At 36.6% G+C, this 20,165-nt stretch carries 20 protein-coding genes; 4 read left to right on the top strand and 16 right to left on the bottom strand.

The window, feature by feature from the left end; all coding sequences use genetic code 11:
- Positions 1–235: 235 nt before the first annotated feature.
- From BN30_RS07395 to arcA, 14 genes are all read right to left on the bottom strand, one after another.
- Entirely contained in the window at positions 236–1,681 is a 1,446-nt protein-coding gene (locus tag BN30_RS07395) for a nicotinate phosphoribosyltransferase (RefSeq protein WP_019214870.1), read from the bottom strand.
- Complete coding sequence (gene fni, locus BN30_RS07390) at positions 1,682–2,719, bottom strand: type 2 isopentenyl-diphosphate Delta-isomerase (protein WP_019214869.1); 1,038 nt, start codon at positions 2,717–2,719, stop codon at positions 1,682–1,684. It abuts the gene before it with no gap.
- Between the two features lie 8 nt (positions 2,720–2,727).
- Positions 2,728–3,483: a glutamate racemase gene (locus BN30_RS07385; protein WP_019214868.1), complete on the bottom strand. Its 756-nt coding sequence runs from the start codon at positions 3,481–3,483 to the stop codon at positions 2,728–2,730.
- A gap of 1 nt (position 3,484) precedes the next feature.
- Positions 3,485–4,066 (bottom strand): recombination mediator RecR, encoded by a 582-nt coding sequence (gene recR, locus BN30_RS07380; protein ID WP_019214867.1) that lies wholly within the window; start codon positions 4,064–4,066, stop codon positions 3,485–3,487.
- On the bottom strand, positions 4,066–4,395 hold the full coding sequence (locus BN30_RS07375; protein ID WP_026880709.1) for a YbaB/EbfC family nucleoid-associated protein: 330 nt from the start codon (positions 4,393–4,395) through the stop codon (positions 4,066–4,068). The genes recR and BN30_RS07375 overlap by 1 nt, the downstream gene beginning before the upstream one ends.
- A gap of 6 nt (positions 4,396–4,401) precedes the next feature.
- Positions 4,402–6,213, bottom strand: coding sequence for a DNA polymerase III subunit gamma/tau (gene dnaX, locus BN30_RS09695; RefSeq protein ID WP_019214865.1), 1,812 nt, complete (start codon positions 6,211–6,213; stop codon positions 4,402–4,404).
- Positions 6,214–6,347: 134 nt separating this feature from the next.
- Positions 6,348–7,319, bottom strand: coding sequence for a redoxin domain-containing protein (locus tag BN30_RS07365; RefSeq protein WP_019214864.1), 972 nt, complete (start codon positions 7,317–7,319; stop codon positions 6,348–6,350).
- 105 nt (positions 7,320–7,424) lie between these two features.
- A complete protein-coding gene (locus tag BN30_RS07360) occupies positions 7,425–8,033 on the bottom strand; it encodes a hypothetical protein (protein WP_019214863.1) in 609 nt (202 codons plus the stop codon).
- Between the two features lies 1 nt (position 8,034).
- Positions 8,035–8,835, bottom strand: coding sequence for a hypothetical protein (locus BN30_RS09690; protein WP_019214862.1), 801 nt, complete (start codon positions 8,833–8,835; stop codon positions 8,035–8,037).
- Between the two features lie 186 nt (positions 8,836–9,021).
- Positions 9,022–9,639, bottom strand: a complete 618-nt coding sequence (locus BN30_RS07350; protein WP_019214861.1) for a class I SAM-dependent DNA methyltransferase — start codon at positions 9,637–9,639, stop codon at positions 9,022–9,024.
- A gap of 142 nt (positions 9,640–9,781) precedes the next feature.
- A complete protein-coding gene (locus BN30_RS07345; protein WP_019214860.1) occupies positions 9,782–10,012 on the bottom strand; it encodes a glutaredoxin family protein in 231 nt (76 codons plus the stop codon).
- Positions 10,013–10,111: 99 nt separating this feature from the next.
- Entirely contained in the window at positions 10,112–11,014 is a 903-nt protein-coding gene (arcC, locus tag BN30_RS07340; protein ID WP_019214859.1) for a carbamate kinase, read from the bottom strand.
- Position 11,015: 1 nt separating this feature from the next.
- Positions 11,016–12,017, bottom strand: a complete 1,002-nt coding sequence (gene argF / locus BN30_RS07335) for an ornithine carbamoyltransferase (RefSeq protein ID WP_019214858.1) — start codon at positions 12,015–12,017, stop codon at positions 11,016–11,018.
- Positions 12,018–12,051: 34 nt separating this feature from the next.
- Positions 12,052–13,275 carry an arginine deiminase gene (gene arcA / locus BN30_RS07330; RefSeq protein WP_019214857.1) on the bottom strand — a complete coding sequence of 408 codons (1,224 nt, stop codon included), beginning with the start codon at positions 13,273–13,275 and terminating at the stop codon, positions 12,052–12,054.
- A 287-nt stretch (positions 13,276–13,562) separates the two neighbouring features.
- Between arcA and BN30_RS09685 the strand changes: the two genes are divergently transcribed.
- Genes BN30_RS09685 through BN30_RS07310 form a run of 4 tightly spaced genes read left to right on the top strand, consistent with a single transcriptional unit; the run spans position 13,563 to position 16,278 of the window.
- Positions 13,563–14,696 carry a TlpA family protein disulfide reductase gene (locus BN30_RS09685; protein WP_019214856.1) on the top strand — a complete coding sequence of 378 codons (1,134 nt, stop codon included), beginning with the start codon at positions 13,563–13,565 and terminating at the stop codon, positions 14,694–14,696.
- 1 nt (position 14,697) lies between these two features.
- Positions 14,698–14,838, top strand: coding sequence for a CD1871A family CXXC motif-containing protein (locus tag BN30_RS10115; protein ID WP_019214855.1), 141 nt, complete (start codon positions 14,698–14,700; stop codon positions 14,836–14,838).
- A 4-nt stretch (positions 14,839–14,842) separates the two neighbouring features.
- Positions 14,843–15,760, top strand: coding sequence for a 4Fe-4S binding protein (locus tag BN30_RS07315; protein ID WP_019214854.1), 918 nt, complete (start codon positions 14,843–14,845; stop codon positions 15,758–15,760).
- 56 nt (positions 15,761–15,816) lie between these two features.
- A complete protein-coding gene (locus BN30_RS07310; RefSeq protein ID WP_019214853.1) occupies positions 15,817–16,278 on the top strand; it encodes a MarR family winged helix-turn-helix transcriptional regulator in 462 nt (153 codons plus the stop codon).
- A gap of 163 nt (positions 16,279–16,441) precedes the next feature.
- Here BN30_RS07310 and BN30_RS07305 read toward each other — a convergent pair whose 3' ends face one another.
- The gene (locus tag BN30_RS07305; protein WP_019214852.1) at positions 16,442–18,571 is read right to left on the bottom strand and encodes an adenosylcobalamin-dependent ribonucleoside-diphosphate reductase; all 2,130 of its coding nucleotides are present in this window, start codon (positions 18,569–18,571) and stop codon (positions 16,442–16,444) included.
- A 328-nt stretch (positions 18,572–18,899) separates the two neighbouring features.
- Positions 18,900–20,102 carry an ATP-binding protein gene (locus BN30_RS07300; protein ID WP_019214851.1) on the bottom strand — a complete coding sequence of 401 codons (1,203 nt, stop codon included), beginning with the start codon at positions 20,100–20,102 and terminating at the stop codon, positions 18,900–18,902.
- Positions 20,103–20,165: the final 63 nt, after the last annotated feature.

The raw sequence follows: 20,165 nt of genomic DNA, 5'->3' as shown, positions 1-20,165 counted from the left end.
GCCTAAATATTTGGCTTGTGTATAAATTATGCATAAGCTTAGTAAATTCAGGCTTTATCTGCCATATATTACTTGCGATTGCGAAATAATTATAACATTTACGAAAAGCGAAAATATTTACAAAACATTTACAAATTTAACGAATTAAAATTTTATATTGCTGGCTTCATAAACATACAGCTATAAAATGGCATAAAAAAGCTCCTCAAGGCTTTACCTCAAAGAGCTTACTATATTAATTTTCTTTATTAAGCATATCGTTTTTGATTTTCCAAAGTTTTTTGCTAAGGTCAACGTAGTACTCGTGTGGATTTTCAAGTCTTTTGACTTCGTCCCAAAGCTTATCGACTTCTTCTAAGGAATATTTTTGCACTTCATCGATTGTCTTCTTATTATATACTAATTTACCTTTATCGAAAATTTTCTTTAGAAGCGGCTTTGCTGTGTAATTTGAAAGTGTTTTCTTCTTCCATGTGTATAATGGATGGAAGATCTCGATATCTTTTGTAAAATCGATCTCTTCATCGTGTGTTGTAACTAAGTCTGCAAGTGCCTTGCCTGTTTCATTGTCATATAATCTATATAGCTTTTTAAAGCCTGGCGTAGTTATCTTTTCAACGTCGCCACTAATTTTAATCTTGTATATTTCTTTTCCGTCTTTGAATGCGGATACAAGTTTATATACTCCGCCAAAAACTGGTTCGCTTCTTGATGTTATGAGTCTTTCGCCAACACCAAAGCCATCGATTTGTGCGCCTTGACCAAGAAGGTCTTTAATCACGTACTCATCAAGTGAGTTTGAGACCATGATCTTAACATTTGGGTAGCCTGCTTCGTCAAGCATAATTCTTGCTTTTTTCGATAGATAAGCAAGGTCGCCTGAGTCTATCCTTATGCCAACGCCTTCATGGCCATTTGCCCTAAGTTCATCAAAAACTTTTATCGCGTTTGGTATGCCTTCTTCGAGTGTATTGTAGGTGTCAACGAGTAAAACGCATGAGTCTGGATAAACTTTTGCGTAGGCTCTAAAGGCTTCTAGCTCTGTATCAAACATTTGTACCCACGAGTGAGCCATGGTGCCTGTGGCTGGAACGCCAAAGAACTTGTCTGTGATAGTGTTTGCAGTAGCTTTAGCGCCGCCGATGTAGGCTGCTCTTGCGCCAAGTATCGCCGCTTCGCTCGCTTGAGCACGTCTTGAGCCAAATTCTGAAACGGCTCTACCCTTAGCGACTCTAACTATCCTGCTTGCTTTTGTCGCTATCAAGGATTGGTAGTTTATAGTAAGAAGTATCATCGTCTCCATGATTTGCGCTTCTTTTACAGGTCCCTTGACTATGATGATGGGTTCTTGTGGAAATACTGGTGTACCCTCTTCAACCGCCCATACATCAGAGGTAAACTTAAAATTTCTTAAAAAATCTAAAAATTCTTCTGAAAATATTTTTTTGCTTTTAAAATATTCTATATCATCGTCTGTAAATTTAAGATTTTCTATATATTCAATGACTTGTTCAAGTCCTGCGGCGATGGCGAAGCCACCATTATCAGGCACTTTTCTAAAGAACATATCAAAGACTGCCTCTGTATTTTCTACGCCATTAGCAATATAACCGTTTGCCATAGTGAACTCGTAGTAGTCCGCTAGCATCGATAGATTTATGCTTTTATTGTCATTTTTCATTTAATCCTCCCAAAGCTCCTTTAGTCTGCCTTTTAATTTGTATCTCACATGCTTTAACTCGCCTGTGTTGCGTGAAGATGTGATGAGCATCAGCTTTCTAAGCTTTTCTGAAAAGCTATCCAAGTAATCTTTACTAGCTTCATAAGAGCCGTGATAAACGTATTTTAATAACTCTCCGCCAAGTGCAACGACGTCAGCGCCTATAACGTAGGCTTTGAAAGCGTCCATCGCAGTCCTTATACCGCCTGAGGCGATTAAAGTAAATTTATACTTTTTCTTGAGCTCCCTTGCATATAGTATAGAGAGTGCTGTTGGCGTACCAAAGTCAAATATATCTGAGAAATCTTCGGCAGCGTTCGCCATGGACTCGATCCTAGCAAAATTTGTGCCGCCTGCGCCTGATATGTCGATGTACTTGACACCGAGCTTGGCAAGATCATCGATATTTCTTTGACTCATACCAAAACCGCATTCTTTAACTATGATTGGCAGTTTAAAATAATTAAGTGCCGCCTCGATATTTTTCATATAGCTAGTAAAATCCCTGTCACCGTCACCATTGATAAGCTCTTGAAAGGCATTTAGATGTATGGCGATGGCGTTGGCATTAATTAGCTCAACTGCCTTCTTCATCACATCTAAATCCGCTGTAGCGCCGACATTGGCTATAAGGTAGCCGTCTTTGTTCACTTCGCGTGCAATGGTGAATGTTTCAGGAAACTTATTGTCCACAACAGCAATCTTCTCGCTTCCAAGCATCATAGGTATATTATAGTCTTTTGCGAGCCTAGCAAGAATCTCATTGATTCTAAGCGCCTTTTCTGTGCCGCCAGTCATCGCATTTATGTAAAAAGGACGAGAAAAGTTTCTGTTGAAGAATTTCTTTTCAAGTCTAACCTCGTCTATGGAAAGCTCAGGAAGAGAGTTGTTGTCTATGAAAACATCTGAAAGAAGCGTGTCAGTACTGCCATCTTCCGCTCTTAAAAAGTTTGTCAGATGGAGTTCTTTGACTTTCTCCTTGTAATCAATCTTTTTCATGGTTCCTCCTAGATTTCTATATAGTCTTGAATATTTAATTTTTTCTTTATATCAAGCGTCCTTAGACTCTTGATATAAGTTTCTTTGCCCTTTGTCGTGTAGATATTAAAATCCCCTTTTTCAAGTCCACTCGTATCAAAGCTCTCAGCTAAGAGCTTCGCAGGCCTTATAAATTCTACTTCGGGCATTAAATCTTTAAAAATGCTGTCTATGAACTCGTAGTGAGTGCAGCCCAAAATTAAGTTTTTGTAGCCGCCTTCATCAATAAGCCTCTTGTAATCAAGAAGTTCTTCTTCGATGATGTCCCTGTTATCATCAAAGTTCTCGATAAGAGCTGCAAGCGATGCGCTCGCCATCTCTAAAAGCTCATCGGTCCCTATCGCTTTGAGCCTTTTCTCGTACTCTTTTGAGGCAATGGTGAATTTTGTCGCAAGTATAGCCGCTTTTCTTAGATGGAGCCTTTTTACTTCGTCTATGGCTGGCGTAACTATATTATATAGCTTAATTTTATGAGTATAATCAGTATTTAATATCGCACTACTCATGGTATTACAAGCGACAAGACAGTCAGTTACGCCTTTTTTATATAAGAAGTCCAAAATATTTCCCATACAGGAAAGAATTTCTTCACGGCTCATATTGCCATAAGGCACTCTGATATTGTCCCCGAAATAATTTATTTCAATTTCATTATCAAGTTTAAGAAGCTCACGAACAACCGATAAGCCCCCTATACCTGAGTCAATAACTGCTAATTTTTTCATATTACATGTCGACACGATTGTCGATCGCCTTTCTGATAGTTTCTGCATCGTAGTAGCTTAGGTCAGCGCCCATAGGCACACCAGTACCTATCCTAGTCACTTTAACGCTCTTGTCTGGGATGTTCTCTTTGATGTAATTTGCTGTCACAGCGCCCGCAACATCTGGATCAGTCGCAATGATTACTTCTTTCACGCTGCCATCAATCCTTTGGAATAGCTCAGCCATATTAATCTCGTCTGGTCCTATGCCCTCAAGCATGTTGATGGTGCCGCCTAAAACGTGATAAAGACCGTTGTAGCCGCCTTCTTTGTCAAGGCGCATAACATTTTCCTCTTTTTCTACTACTAAGATGGTAGAGTGATCTCTTTCATCGTCAGAGCAGATGCCGCAAACGTCTGCTTCGCTATAGTTACAGCAGATTTTGCATCTGTGAATATTTTCAAGAGTCTCCTCGATATCCTTCGCTAGGCTCATAGCCTTGTCCTTATTATTCAAAAGATAATAAGCGAACTTTATCGATGACTTCGAGCCAAATTGCGGAAAAGATTCTAAATTTTTAACTAGCTTATCTAGTCTATCCATTATAGTCCTGGAATACCTAAGCCGCCAGTTAATTTGCCCATCTCAGTGTTCATAAGGTCTTCAGCCTTTGCGATAGCCTCATTCACTGCGACCATGATTAGGTCTTCAAGCATTTCAACGTCGTCTTTGTCAACTACTTCTGGATCTATAGTGATGGCTGTGATCTCTTTTTTGCCAGTGATATCAACCTTTACCATGCCCTTATCTACTGATAATGTAGTAGCCTCAATCTCTTCTTGCTTTTTTTGCATATTTTCTTGTGCTTTTTTAAGCTGCTTCATCATGTTATTCATGTTGCCGCCCATTTGTGGGAATCCTCTTTTCATAATTACCTCCTACTTAATTATAAGCTTGCCGCCCAAAAATTCTTTAAGGTCCTCTCTAAGTTTGAGAGTTTTTTTCTCTTGGTCGGAGCTTTCAATTTTAATATCGATTATATCGTTAAAATATTTGTTTATAGTTTTTAATATAGCTTCCTTGTTCATGTTGACAAGAGCTACACTTGTGTCAAGAGCTATGTCGCGAGACTTTTTAAGCACTAGTACACCGGAAACTGTTTTTGAATATTCAAAATCTGTGAAAATGCTTTTAAGTACTTTCATCTCATCATCATTCAAAAATTTATCGTAAAGCGCTTTGTTTTTTTCAAAATCTTCTTCTGGTGCTTCATCTTCATCTAGGTCAATAGTTTTTTCTTCATTTTCATCTTGGATTATGTTTTTATCAGCTTCAGTCTCATGAGTTTCTTCTTCGTCTTGTGTCTCTTCGTCAAAATATGTTTCAATTTCTGATCTCTCAGTCTCAGTGAATTGTGTTTTTTCTCTGTGCTCTGTATGATTTTCTGATTCTGTCTTGTGTTTTGTTTTTATTTCTTTTTTGGGCTCTTCTTCTGTTTCTGTGAAATAAAAACCTTCATCTTCATAGTCCACCATGCCCATCTCAAGGCTTGCTAAGTCATCAAAAGAGTCGTCTTGACTGTTTTGAACTGTATTTTTCGAAGTGGCTCTGCCATCACCATTAACTTGATTATTATTAACAGGATGTGCAGGATGTGCTAAATCACTAACTGTGACACTCCTATCGAAGTTCATATTCATAACGTCGCTGTCAAGGCTCATGACCTTAAGACCCGCCATCTCAACGAAAATTCGCTTTTCCTTGACAAATTTCATCCTCTCAAGATAATCCATGTAGATGTCGATCGCGTTTATGATGTCCATAAGCTTTATGTCAAAGCTGAAATTATATTTGTGGGTTTTATTAACTTTGTCGTATAAAATCTCTCTAAGCGCCTTAATTATGCCATCTATAATCATCGCTTCGTCCTTGCCATCAAGGAAGAGCTTATCTAAACTCAAGTAATATTTTTCAAGATTGCGTGTGAATATCGCCTCTACTATGCTAGTTGAGTAGGATTCATCAAGCAGTCCCAAGGCTTTCAAGACGCTATCTTTAGTAAGTGTGTCTGAGTAGCTGATGGTGCTCTCAAGCATGGATAAAGCGTCTCTCATCGAGCCAGCGCCTGCTCTAGCAACGATTTGAACTGCATCGTCCTCATATTTTTTGCCAATGATGTCAAGAACGCGAGATAAATTTTTTGCGATGAGATCCTCGTCTATCCTTTTAAAATCAAAGCGCTGAACACGTGAAATTATTGTTTTAGGTATCCTCTCTGGCTCTGTCGTTGCAAGTATGAATATCAGATGCTTTGGTGGCTCCTCAAGTATTTTAAGAAGCGCATTGAAGGCACCCTTAGATAGCATGTGAACCTCGTCTATGATGTAAACCTTGTATTTTAGCTTAGTTGGTAGATATATCGCCTTATCACGAAGCTCACGAATATTGTCGACGGAGTTATTTGACGCAGCGTCTAGCTCTATGATGTCGACTGCCTTGCCGCTTATCGCCTCAAGACAGTTCTCGCACTCATTACAAGGCTCGGCATCATGTGGATTAAGGCAGTTTATTGCTCTCGCAAAAACCTTCGCAAGAGAAGTTTTGCCTGTTCCGCGCGTGCCGGTAAATAGGTAGGCGTGAGATAGTCTACTTAGTAGTATTTGATTTTTAAGTATGGTTGTGATGTGATCTTGACCGATGATTTCGTTAAAAGTCTTGGGTCTAAATCTTCTGTATAAAGCTTCGCTCATCTCGCCCTCCTTTAAACTATAATTATAAATATTATATCACAAAAATAAAAAAAATAAAGACGTGAATGGTCTTTAGAAGCGATTAAAGCATAAAGATAATTTTAAAAGGGCTCTCATCTGAAAGCCCTTAATAATTATTTAATATATTTTTTCAATGCTCTTTCATATTTTTCGTAGAAACCATGAGCGCCAACGCCAATAAATGTTTCGAGAATATTGCCCTCGCTATCAAAGATAAAAACTGTTGGAAAGGCTTTGATCTTAAAATTAAAATACTTCTCAGCCGCTTGACTAGGACATAGATTGGCATATTTGGCATAAGCTTGGTTTAATAAGTCCTTTGCCGTAGTTATATTTTCTTCTCTAGTCTTCTTGTCATAATCACTTGATGTGCTAGTAAGAGGCTCAATGTTATGAATAACGCCAAGGAAGCCAGCTTTGCCTTTATAATCGTTTGCAAGCTTTGTTAAGTCAGGAAGTTCTTTTTTGCATTGTGCATAATCAGTCGACCAAACATTAACTAGAGTGTATTCATGCTCAGCTAATATATCGGCAATGTTACGTTTATTACCATCGAAGTCTTCTAGCTCAAAATCAAGTAAGCAAGGCATTTTAACTTTATCTGATGTAATTGCTACAGTTTTTGTAGGCGCGTCATAAGAAACGCTAAAACCAACTAGTTTAGCCAAATCTCTTAGTTCGATGTAATTTGTATCGATAATAAAAGCAGATTTAAGTTTTCTCTCTTTACCATTAAAAAGCACGTCCATATCTTTCATAGTTGCCCAAAGCTTTTTTTGTGATGAATAGATCTTGGTATTTGATAAATCTTCGTACGGTTTATTAGTTTCAATCATAACAAGATTTTTTTCTTTGTCATAGTCAACTTGGAATTGTGCCTTAGTTCCTTTAAGTGCAGCAGCTGCATCACGAAGCCTTAAATAATTTTTGCCATTAATGATATAAGCTCTGATAGGGGCCGCCTCGCCGTTAACTGTAAACTTTTGAGAACTTTCCATAGACCTTTCTTCGCTCACAGCCATTGACATAGGCATAAATGTCACTAGCATAAGAACTGCTAATAATAACGAAATTTTCTTCTTCATTTTCTCCTCCTTAATTTACCCTGCTAACAAAGTATATTGCTTATAAATATATTATATCACTTAGGATAAATTTTGGCAAGAGAAATGGCTCTCATACGAAAGCCATTAATAATCATTTAAATTGTATTCATAATTATATGGTCCAAACCTTTGGTGAATTTCAATCTTAAACACAGCTCCGTTCCACTCTGTTTCACAGGCATCACTGCCCAAGACATAGCCTTGGTCGCCTGTGAAGAAATCGTCTTCGATCTTACGAAGGAAGAATAAGTTCTCTCTTTTATACATATTAAGCGTCGTGCTAAATAAAAAGTTATATTCGCTTACTACGGCTATGTTTTTACCATCGTCCGAAATAAATTCGTAGTAAGTATCAGCGCCAAGGCCGATCATAAGTCCTGCAAATGCTGTGAATAACACAATTGCCGCAATTATTAATGAGATGATCACTCTAGGAATAATTTTTTTACGTGCATCTAAAATAAGTGATAGAGCATAAATTATCCATATTGCAGCTAGCAAGAATAGCCCGAAGCAAAGCCCTCGAAGTGTTATGTGTATAAAAATCAAGTTTACTGAAAAAATTAGTCCAGTGAGCTTAGTTACAAGATAGATTAGTCCAGTGACTACTAAGTATATCAGGCTCAGAATTAATTTTCTTTTTATATCCTTAGTCTTAAATCCTTCCGCGAAAATATTTTTTATACCGTCCATCTTAGTCTAGAACTTCTACTTCATAAGCTGAATCGATGGTAATTAGTGCGCTCGATTCTAGCTCTGTGTTATGAGCTGTGCCGTCAAAGTAGACTATAACTTCCTTACCTTCAATATCTTTTGGATCAATTGGCTCTCTGTCCTTTTGAACGACTACATTATCAAGCTTTACTAAGAATGGATTTGGATACTCGGTATTTTTGCCGAAAACATATTTAAACTCTTTAGGCACCTCTATATCTTTTATTCTAAGCATAGTAGCAGCCTTTGCACTTTCGTCATATACTACTTCCTCTACAGTTCCTGTGAAATTTGTGACATATTTTTTAGTTTCGCTCCAATTGTCTCCAGTCGAGAACAAATGATATTTGTCATTGTACTCAACAGTTAAAAAGCCATAGTCAGAATATTGGTACTCGCACTTGCCAAAGTTTGACTCACCGTCGTTCTTTGGAAACTCATTTGTAGGAACGACTTTTTCGATTTTGCCGTCCATGGTGCCGCATTTGACTAAGTTATTTAAAACGCCAGTATCCTTGTATAATTTGCCGTTAACCATGACAGCAGGTATTAGAGCTCCTCCGTCCACTTGATTAGTCTCGTCTATTTCACTTGCTTCGTTTGCTTCATTTGCTTCATTTGCTTCATTTGCTTCATTTGTTTCGTTTGTTTCGTTTGCTTCGTTTGTTTCTTTTGTTTCGTTTGCTTCGCTTTTTTCATTTGGCGCCTCATTTGGCTTTTGACAGGCAAAGGCACTTATTAGCATTGTGAATATCATTGTTATAAGTAAAAACTTTTTCATATCATCACTTCCTTGACTTTATTATATCACAATAAAGTGCATTGTAAATGGCTTTTCATTAATTGTTACTATTTTGTAAGAAATAAAATATATTAACTCGAAGAATTTCGGTGGGTTTCCACCTTTTTTCTTCGTCTATCTATATCCATAAAAAAAGTATGCACCAAAAGGTACATACTTTAATAATTATTTTTCTAATATCAAAACGCCTGAGCAAAAACTTATTTTTTCGAAAATTGCCTTTGGGAAATCTTTCTTGATGCTCTCGTAAACAATGTAATGCTCGTCATCATCCCAATAATCCTTTGACTTTTCTCTGCAAGATTCCAATGATTTTTTGTCTAAAAAGCTTACGTCACCAATGAAAATTTTGCCGTCATCGTTTAATAAACTGATTAGCGTCATTAAAAAATCTTTTTTCTCGGCATCAATTATATGATGAATTGAATATGTCGCGAGTATCGCGTCATATTTTTCATTCAATATATTCTTGTCTAAGGCTTTTGTGAAATCGCCTTCATATAATTTTGACTTTGGCATCTTTTTTTGTGCTATATCGAGCATATTCTTTGAAAAATCTTGACCATGTATCTCAAGACCATCATCATAAAGTTTTTTTGAAAGTATCGCCGTACCAAAACCTATGTCAAGAACTTTTTTTGCCTTCATTTTTCTAACGGCGTCGTAGATGTAGGCAAGAACGCTTTTATATCCAGCGAACGGATATTCGTCCTCGCTCTCTGAGATTTCAACTGTTTTGTCGTAATCCTCGGCCCATAAATCAAATCCAAATTTGTCTAGCATATTTCCTCCTTAAATTATCTTTTATGCTTTTCATTAATTTAATAAAAGCTAGAATAATTTAGATGGCTTTAAGGCTTTTGACTCATATTTTGCATAAAGATATTAAAGTATGCACCAAAGGGCACATACTTTAATAAATATCTTAGTCTTCTAATGCTGCATCGATCTTTGCTTTGTCGTAGCCAAGTATCTTTTCATCACCAATAATTACAACTGGAACGCCTGTGAAGCCCATCTTCATCATTTCCATCCTAGCTTCTTTGTCCTCTGCAATGTTCTTTTCTGTGTATTTTAATCCTTTGCTGTCTAGATAATCCTTTACCATGTGGCAGAATGAACAAGTTGTACTTGTATAAACTGTAATATCTTTCATTATTATCCCTCCTAAATTTTTGTCACTAGATATATACCCATGGCTAATTCTTTCTAAACAAAAAGAGCAGAAATTAATCTGCTCTTTCATATATTTCTATTATTTAGAAATTATTGTTCCAGTTTTTCCTTCGATACCTTCGCCTGCTTTTTCAAGTGATGTGATTAAGCTAACTCTACCAGGTTTTGATTCGGCAAACATGATTGCTGCTTCAACTTTTGGAAGCATGGATCCTTTTGCGAAGTGACCTTCTTCTGAGTACTTTTTCATCTCATCTACTGTTACTTTGTCAAGCTCTTCTTGATTTTCTTTACCGAAGTTTATGGCAACTTTTTCAACTGCTGTTAATATGATTAATTGATCTGCATCAACTATCTCAGCAAGTTTTTCTGAAGCGAAGTCTTTGTCGATAACAGCTGCTACTCCTTCGTAGCCTTCGCCGTTTGCAACAACTGGGATTCCGCCGCCGCCAACTGTGATTACAACGTCTCCAGCTTCGATTAAGTGACTGATAACATCCTTTTCTATAACATCGATTGGCTTTGGTGAAGCTATAACTTTTCTGTAGCCTCTACCTGCGTCTTCAATGTATGTGTCGCCTGTTGCGGCCATAAGCTTTTCAGCTTCTTCTTTTGTATAGAATAGACCGATTGGCTTAGTTGGATTTTGGAATGCTTTGTCATCTTTATCTACTAAAACTTGTGTAATAACTGTTGCTACGTTCTTTTTGATGCCTCTTTCCTTTAGTTCTGCCTTGATGGCATTTTGTAAGTGGTATCCAATGTAGCCTTGGCTCATTGCGCCGCATTCAGCAAATGGCATATCGCCTTTGAATGCGTTGTTGATAAGTCCTACTTGAGGGCCGTTGCCATGAGCTATGGTAACTTTGTTACCTTGTTCGATTAAGTCGACGATTGGTTTTGCTGTCTTCTTAACTAATTCTTTTTGTTCTGCACAAGTTTTTCCTAGAGCGTTGCCTCCTAATGCAACTACTACCTTCATTCTATAGTTTTCCTATAGTAGCAACCATAACTGCTTTTATAGTATGCATTCTGTTTTCAGCTTCGTCAAATACTCTTGAGTACTTGCTTCTGAATACTTCGTCAGTAACTTCCATTTCTTTTAAGCCGTATTTTTCGCCAATTTCAGCGCCGATCTTAGTGTTAAGGTCGTGGAAGCTTGGTAAGCAGTGTAAGAATACAACATGTTCGTTGCCTGTAGCTTTGATCATGTCCATATTTACTTGATATGGTTTTAGAAGTTTAATTCTTTCTTCGAATTTATCTTCTTCACCCATTGATACCCAAACGTCTGTGTAGATAACGTCTGCGCCTTCAACTGCTTTCTTAACGTCTTCTTCGAATTCGATAGTTGCACCTGTTACTTTGGAAACTTCTTCCATTTCCTTAACAAGTTCTTTTGATGGCCATAATTCCTTTGGAGCTAAAGCAACAAAGTGCATACCCATCTTAGCAGCGCCTATCATTAGGGAGTTACCCATGTTATTTCTAGCGTCGCCTACGTAAACGAATTTAACTTCGTTAAATGGCTTTGGAACATATTCTTTAACTGTCATGAAGTCAGCTAAGATTTGTGTTGGATGGTAAAGGTCTGTTAAACCGTTCCAAACTGGTACTCCTGCGTGTTTAGCAAGTGTATCAACTGTTTCTTGTTTAAATCCTCTAAATTCGATACCATCGTAGAATCTACCTAATACTTTTGCAGTATCTTCGATTGATTCTTTTTTGCCCATTTGTGAGTCTTGTGAGCCTAAGAATGTAACTTGGCCACCTTCGTCCATACAAGCAACTTCGAATGAACATCTTGTTCTTGTACTTGTTTTTTCAAATAAAAGTACGATGTTCTTTCTATCTAGTAAATCACCTTTAATACCTGCTCTCTTCTTAGCTTTTAAGTCGCTAGCTAGGTTTAATAGGTAGTGGATTTCATCTGGTTTAAAATCTTTTAGTGTGATGAAATTTCTGCCGTGTAAATTAACTGCCATTCTTTAATAACCTCCGTATTTTAGAATTTTTTAATTATTTAACATCTTCTCTGTAAAGTGGCATAGACATACATCTTGGGCCGCCTCTACCTCTTGAAAGTTCATATGATGGCATTCTGTGTAATTTGATTCCTTCTTTTTCAAGTAAATCATTAGTTACTACGTTTCTGTCATATACTACAACTTCGCCTGGAGCAATCGCTAATGTGTTTGATCCGTCGTTCCATTGTTCTCTTTGAGCGTCAATTCCTAGTCCGCCGCCGCATCTGATTAGATCAACTGCATCTAAGCCTAGGTAGTGAGCTAAAATCTTATCTAGTGAGTCCTTTTCTTCAGTAATAACGATCTTGTCACCGTCTTTAACCATTGAGTAAACTACTAGAGGTCCTTCAACTTCTGGATGGATAGTGAATTTATCCTTATCGATCATTGTGAATACTGTGTCAAGGTGCATGAATGCGTGTGATTGAGGGATGTTAATTGCAAGAACTGTCTTAAATTCGCCAGCGTTCAAAACGTTTTCAGCTAATTTTTGAAGTGCTGCTGCTTCAGTTCTTTGAGAGATACCTACTGCTAGTACATCTTTAGTAAGAATAAGTTGGTCTCCACCTTCTGTGTGGAAAGTATCTGTTCTGTCATACCATCTAGGTACGTCTACTCCCTTGAACATTTCGTGATGGTCATAGATATATTTACCAAATAATGTTTCTCTTCTTCTAACATTTGACCACATCTTGTTGATAGCAACACCGTGACCGATATTTGCGAATGGGTCTCTTGTGAAGTAAGCGTTTGGCATTGGTACTGTTAAGAAATATCTGTCAGCATCTGAGAAATCAGCAAGTGTTTCTTTGCTTCTCTTAGTAAGCTCAGTCATTCTTGTACCAGCTATCATCTTCATAACCATATCTTTATCAGTCTTTTGTTGTAGTAAGATGTCCTTCATGATGTATCTTTCATTAGGTGTGTGTAGGTCAGCTTCGTCTAAGAATTCTTCGATTAAGCTTTCCTTTAGATTTTTGTCCTTAATTACGTCAGCAACTAAGTCTTCTAGATAATAAACTTCACAGCCACTTTCTTTTAAAATGTTTGCGAAGAAATCATGTTCTCTTAGTGCTTGATCCAAATAAGGTACTTCGTCAAAAAGTAGTTCTTGCATAGTATCTGGTGATACGTTGTTAATTTCTTCACCAGGTCTATGAAGGATTACTTTTCTAAGTTTACCAATTTCTGAATAAACTCTAACTCCTTTTTCCATAAAATCACTCCTTTTATAATATTAGCTTACATATCTATTCTAACACAATAGATTTAATTTTACAAGAGATATTTACATAATTTATCTTTTAATTGTACTAAACCGATATAGGAGTTATATTATGATGAGTAATGTCAATATATATATAATATGAAAGGATTTTTTAATAAATCTTTTGTTACTATTTTGTATATATTATTTGGTCCATTTCACTTGTAAATGATTTTTTTATATTGTATAATCTTTTTGTAAAACGAAATATTCATTTAAATTATGGAGGGAAAGAAATGAAGAATTTAAAAAAATTATTATTACTACTAATGATGACAAGTTTATTCTTATTTAGTTGTAACAAGTCATCTGGAGGAGATCACGTTGTTGATCAAAGTGAGATCAAATCAACTGAAGAAGACATGGATAAAGGTACTGTTGCCATCAAGACTAGTGGCGTTAAATACACTCTAAACCCAGAAGTTTGGGGAAAACCATTCGAAAATATTCACGTTTATAACGAGCTTCTTGAAAAAAGAGATCACGCTGGCGACATATACGGCGGAGTTAAATCAAGCTTTGCTACAACTGAACAAGCTAACGCTTATGCAAAATTACTTACGGACCAATCTTTAAGCGAAGACAAGAAAAAGGAAGAGCTTGACAAGGTTATCAATGAATTTTCTAAGATTTGGGCTGTAAATGTTATAGCTGATGACAAAATGCCAAAGGATGACGAAGGCTTAAAGGCTTTAACTGGTTTTGACAATAACGAAAAATTAGCAAGTGTTGATGGATACAACTTTGTATGGTCATACATGAATAAGGCTGAAGGACTTACTGGCGAAGATCAAGACATTTATGATAAATTATACGAAGATCTTGACAATGTTAAAAAATCTATAAAAGTAGCTAAACCACTTAGCATTGACGGTAGCCAAGAAGGTACTAGCGCAAAATTTAATTTTGATTCAGAAGATATTTATGGTAAAAAATTTGTTGCAAAAGACTTTTTAGCTGAACATGAATATACTATAGTAAATGTTTGGGGAACTTTCTGCGGACCATGCAAGAAAGAAATGCCAGACCTTGCTAAGGTTTATGAAGAATACAAGGACAAAATTGGTTTCTTAGGAATCGTTTCTGATATAAGTCCAGCAAGTGATAATATGAGCGACGCTTTAAAACAAAACCGTGAAGATATAATCGCTCTTGCAAAGAGAATCGTTGAAAGCAAAGGATGTGCTTATCCAAATCTTGTTCCAACAGACGAGATGCACAATAAATTCTTAGCAGCTGTAACAGGCTATCCAACTACATTTGTTCTTGACAAAGAAGGCAATATCGTTGGCTCACCTATCATCGGTGCTCAAAGCTACGAAGGATTTAAAGAACTTTGTGAACAATACGTTCCGAAAGAGATGAAATAGTATGAAGAAAAAGAAAGTAACACAATATGTATTTCTAGCCATGGCCATAGCTTTCTTATTCGTAGGATACAAAAGACTTGATTATTTGACAGTACTTAAAAAAGCTGCCAATATCTGTTTTGAATGCATAGGACTGGGTTAGAATTATGAAGATAGTTAAAAAATCAAAAAGATGGATCTCGCAAGTATTATTTTTCTTTGCGTCGAACCCCATCTTACCAAATTATTTAAAAGGCAAAATATATCAAGGCAATTTAAAACAATTTTGTGTACCAACACTTAACTGCTACTCTTGCCCAGCTGCGCTTGGAGCCTGCCCTATAGGCTCCTTGCAAGCATGTATCGGCTCACCTGCACACGCTATAGCTTTTTATGTACTAGGATTTTTATTCTTGTTTGGCATACTTTTAGGTAGATTCATCTGCGGCTTCCTTTGCCCATTTGGACTAATTCAAGACCTTTTATACAAGATCAAGACAAAGAAGCTTGTGATAAAACCAAGTATCGCTAAATACTTAAGCTACATAAAATACGTGATTCTAGCAGTTTTTGTAATAGGCATGCCACTACTACTTAAAGATGATTTTGGTTCAAGTAATCCATACTTTTGTAAACTTATCTGCCCACAAGGCATTTTAGAGGGAGGTCTTCCACTAATTGCTAAAAATGCAGATTTAAGACAAATGCTTGGAACACTTTTCTTCTCAAAATTAACAATTTTGATAGTAGTTGTCTTAGTAAGCATATTCTCATACAGAGTCTTCTGCCGCTTCATCTGCCCATTAGGCGCTATCTATGGTCTTTTTAATAAAATCAGTTTTTATAACTTCTCCATCGATTCATCATGTATACACTGTAGAAAATGCGAGAAAGTTTGTAAATTTGGTATAAAGACATACGAAAACCCAAATTCGCCAGAATGCATAAGATGTAATGACTGCGTAAGACATTGTCCAGTAAACGCAATCAAGGTACATCACTTATTCGGTCAAGTTGGCTGTGCATCTTGCTCTAAACAAGTTGGCTGTGCATCTTGCTCTGAAAAAGAAAATTTGACAAAATAATTAAATTATTATATAATTTATATATTGATATTGCAAATATCTTTAAGGAGGAGAAGATGAACGATACAATTCGTGATATAGAGCTTTTCTTAAGAAGAGCAGACTTTGCTGTAAGGGTAGAAGGAAGAAAGGTTTTGTCAAGCTTAGGCGTTACACCGCCACAGTTTACCGCACTTCAATTTATAGTGAAATATAAAGACAACCCGATCAGCATAGGTGATTTAAGTAGATCCATGGGCCTTGCATTTTCAACTGTAACAGACCTTATCGATAGGATGGAAAAACTTGGTTTTGTTGAAAGAAAAAAAGATGAAAAAGACAAAAGAGTTATACGTATCTCGCCTCTTGAAAAAGGTATACACGTTTTAGACGAAGTGGTTGACCACAGAGTTAACTTTGTAGAGAGCGTAATCGGGGGTCATTACACAGACGAAGAGAAAAAACACGTTCGTGATGAGCTTAAAAAATTATCCGAATTACTTAAAGAAAATAAAGGCATATTAGAGAAGAAAAATTAATATGTATATCAAGAGTCATCAATATGGATGGCTCTTTTTTAATGGGATAAGCTTGAAATAATTTATTTAAATATATTCTTTCAAAAAATATCATATCAAAACCGTAATCATTGCACAAAAAAGATCCCGAAAATAATCAGGATCCTTTGATAAATATATTAAATTAGATTGAGCAAGGACTATAACCGCAGTCTTGGCACTCTCTGCAGCCGCCTGAGTGATTCATCTTGCCGCCGCACATTGGGCAAACATCAGGGTTTTCTGCAAGTGCGTTCTTTGCAAGCGCATCGATCTCGCCTTGAAGCTCGTCTATCTTTTCTTTAGTAGACTTTTTATTATTCGAGATCAATATGCCAGCTCTTTGGCAGCCATCTCTATAGATAGTTACGCCCTTAAGGCCTTTTTCCCAAGCAAACATGTAAAGCTCTTCGACTTGTTCAACTGTAAACTCATTTGGAACGTTGCATGTTGAAGATATTGACGCGTCGATAAACTCTTGCCAAGCGGATTGAACAAGTATTCTGTCCTTGTAATCAAGGTCTTTACTTGTTATGATAAAGTCCGGCAAATCTTCTTCGTCTCTAATGCCGTGAGCATCCATGTATTCACGAACTATCTCTGTATAAACTTTGTAGTAAGTGTCTTCGTTGTTTAAACTTTCAGTTTTTCTTGTGTATGAGATTTGGAAAATTGGCTCAACACCGTTGGAGCAGCCAAGTAGTGTTGAGATTGAGCCTGTTGGCGCCATTGTTAATAATTGTGAGTTTCTTATACCATTTTCCTTAATTAATTCGATTACGTCTGGATCGGCGTTCTTTTGAAGGAATTTTGATGCTAAGAATTCTTTTTCTCTATACATTGGGAATGGTCCGTCTTTTTTCGCAAGCATAGCTGACTCTCTAAGTGCTTCGTTTATCATGACTCTACCGATTTTTTTGATTAATTCAATGGACTCGTCTGAGCCATATCTTATGCCTAATTTGATAAACATGTCAGCTACACCCATAAGTCCCAAACCGATTTGTCTTAGATTTTTAGCTACTTCCCTTTGCTCTTTAAGTGGATGAAGCTCTGCGTTTTCGTCAAGAACTCCATTTAAGAATCTTACGCCATGTTTAACGGCTACTTTAAAATCTTCAAAATCAAAATAAGCATCTTCCTTGAATGGATATTTAACAAAATTTGAGATGTTTATTGAAGATAGGTTACAGCTACCAAAGGCTGGTAGTGGCTCTTCTGCGCATGGATTTACTCCTGCAAACTCAAAATCGTCGAACTCGCTCATTAAGTGCCACGAATCAATTCTATCTTTAAATAAAATGCCTGGCTCAGCGTCGTTCCAGTTATTGTAGGCTAGCTTTTCAAATAATTCTTTGGCTCTAACCTTTTTGTGTATCTCTTGACCGTTGGCTTCAACAGTGAAGTGTAGGTCATATTCTGTATCGTTTTTAACCGCTTTCATAAACTCGTCATCAACATTGACAGAAATGTTTGCGTAAGTCACCTTGTCAAGGTCATTCTTCACGTTAATGAACTCTTCTATGTCTGGGTGAGATGAGTCCATGTTTAGCATAAGTGCGCCACGTCTGCCGCGCATGCCTATAAGACCAGTTACTAAGCTGAATAAGTCCATAAATGAAACGGATCCAGTCGTAGTAAGCGCCGCGTTATTGACCCTTGCTCCCTTTGGACGAAGCTTTGATATGTTTACACCGCAGCCACCGCCATAACTATAAGTTCTAGCAAGGTATTTCGCTGTATCAAAGATAGATTCGATACTGTCTTCGACCTTTGGCATTACATAGCAGTTAGATAAAGTGATCTTTCTGCCAAGCTTGTCAAGACCGCGTCCTGCAAGTATCCTACCAGCCGGCATAAACTTTTTATCCTTGATAGCCTTTTTGATATATTCACTTCCGCCACTAACTCTACTAAGGAAATCGTTGAAAGACTCGCCATCGTAGCGATATTTCTTGTCGTAGATGTCCCTTTGTAGAGCCGTCATGTCCCAGCCCTTTTCTCTAAGCTTAGTTCTTTCTTGTCTGTAAAGAATGTATTTCTTCGCAACCTCTGGTCTATACTTCATTAGAGAGAATTCAACTAAGTCTTGTATATCCTCTATATCAACAAGTTCCTTGTTCTTTAACTCTTCAAAAACTTCACTCGCGATTTTTTGAGAAACCTCTTCATCAATCCCCTTATCAGTTTCTTTCATCGCCTTTTCAATGGCAATTTTAATCTTGTCTTGCTCAAAATCGACCACATTGCCATTACGCTTTTCTACCTTTAACATAAGTCCTCCTATCTATATATTGTGTTTAAAAATTTCCTACATACACATTATAGTATAAGCGAGATGATTTTTCAAGATAATAATTATTAAATTATCGACATAAATATATAAATAGTTTAGGTTTATGTAATGGCCGCGCCTTTAAAAATTGTGTTTAGAAAAATTAATACTAAAGTCTTATTTTTATTATTTTAGCATGATAATGGATTTATACTTCCCAAAGTCAAATTTTTTTAGAGTTTGGGAAATAGGATTGAGGGAAGCTGCTTAAGTGCTTGATTGTAGAATAAAAAAGAACCTAGTATTAACTAAGTTCTTTATAAATAAACTAAATATTTTTCTCATCTGACAGCCATCTAGCTAAATCATATATTTTAACCCCTTCCATAAGCGTCATCGGATGTTTTGTATTTGAGATAATAAGTTTTGGATAAGCATCCCTTATAGAAAGAAGTGGCTCTAACTCTCTCTTCATAGTTTTTTCAGTACTTATATCATCTGATACTTGTATATATATCTTCTCACTTGCCTTCATCGCAACAAAGTCTACCTCTTTTTCATAAAGTTTTCCGACGTAAACTTCGTAGCCTCTTCTATATAACTCGATGGCAACCATGTTCTCATATATTCTGCCATAGTCCATGTTTTTGGTGCCTAGTATAGCCGATCTAAAGCCATGGTCAACTAAATAATACTTTTCTATGGTAGCAAGGTATGATTTGCCTTGTATGTCGTATCTATTCATCTTGTAAAACAAGAAAGATTCACACAAATACGAGACATAATCAGCTATAGTCTTGTGATTAACAGACTGTTTGTCGCTTTTTAAAGTATCCGCAATCTTCCTTAATGAAGTGAGGTTAGCTATATTCGAAAGCATAAAATCTCCTAGCTTTTTTAGTAGCACCTTGTCTCTGATATCGTGCCTTTGAACCAAATCGCGCATTATGCTTGTCTCGTAAACACTCTTCAAATAAGCCTTTCTGTCCTCGTCATTAGTGTAGACGTATGAGCCAGCCATGCCGCCCATATCAATGTATGCCCCAAAAGCCTTGTCAATATCATCGTATTCAAAATATTCCATAAACTCTTTAAATGAGAATGGAAATATCTCTACACCAATGTATCTACCTGTAAAAAGTGTAGCTAAGTCGCTACTTAGCAAAAATGCATTTGACCCAGTTAGGTATATGTCAAAGAGCTTTTGCGAGTGAAGACTGTTAATAGTTTTCTCAAAATGTTTACATAATTGCACTTCATCTATGAAAAGATAATTATTTTTAGCCTCTTGATAATGACCTACGATGTAGCGATTAAGCTCTTTGTAGTCAAGTAAATCTTCATTTTCTAATAACTGAAGGTCAATATAGATAATGTTCGCATTTTTATCATTTTCTTCAAGATACTTTATATAGTTCTTAAGAAGCTCAGACTTGCCAGAACGCCTCATACCTGTGATAATTTTTATGTCTGGCGTATTTTTAAGTCCTATGAGTCTGTCTAAGTACTTTTCTCTTTTAATAATTTTCATAATCTCACCTGCTAAGTTAATCATAGCACATCTACTTCCCAAAGTCAAATATTTTTAGAGTTT

It is taken from the genome of Fenollaria massiliensis (assembly GCF_000312505.2).
Lineage (GTDB): Bacteria > Bacillota > Clostridia > Tissierellales > Peptoniphilaceae > Fenollaria > Fenollaria massiliensis.
The sequence above is the reverse complement of the archived record's forward strand: the minus strand, read 5'-3'. Positions and strand labels throughout refer to the sequence as shown.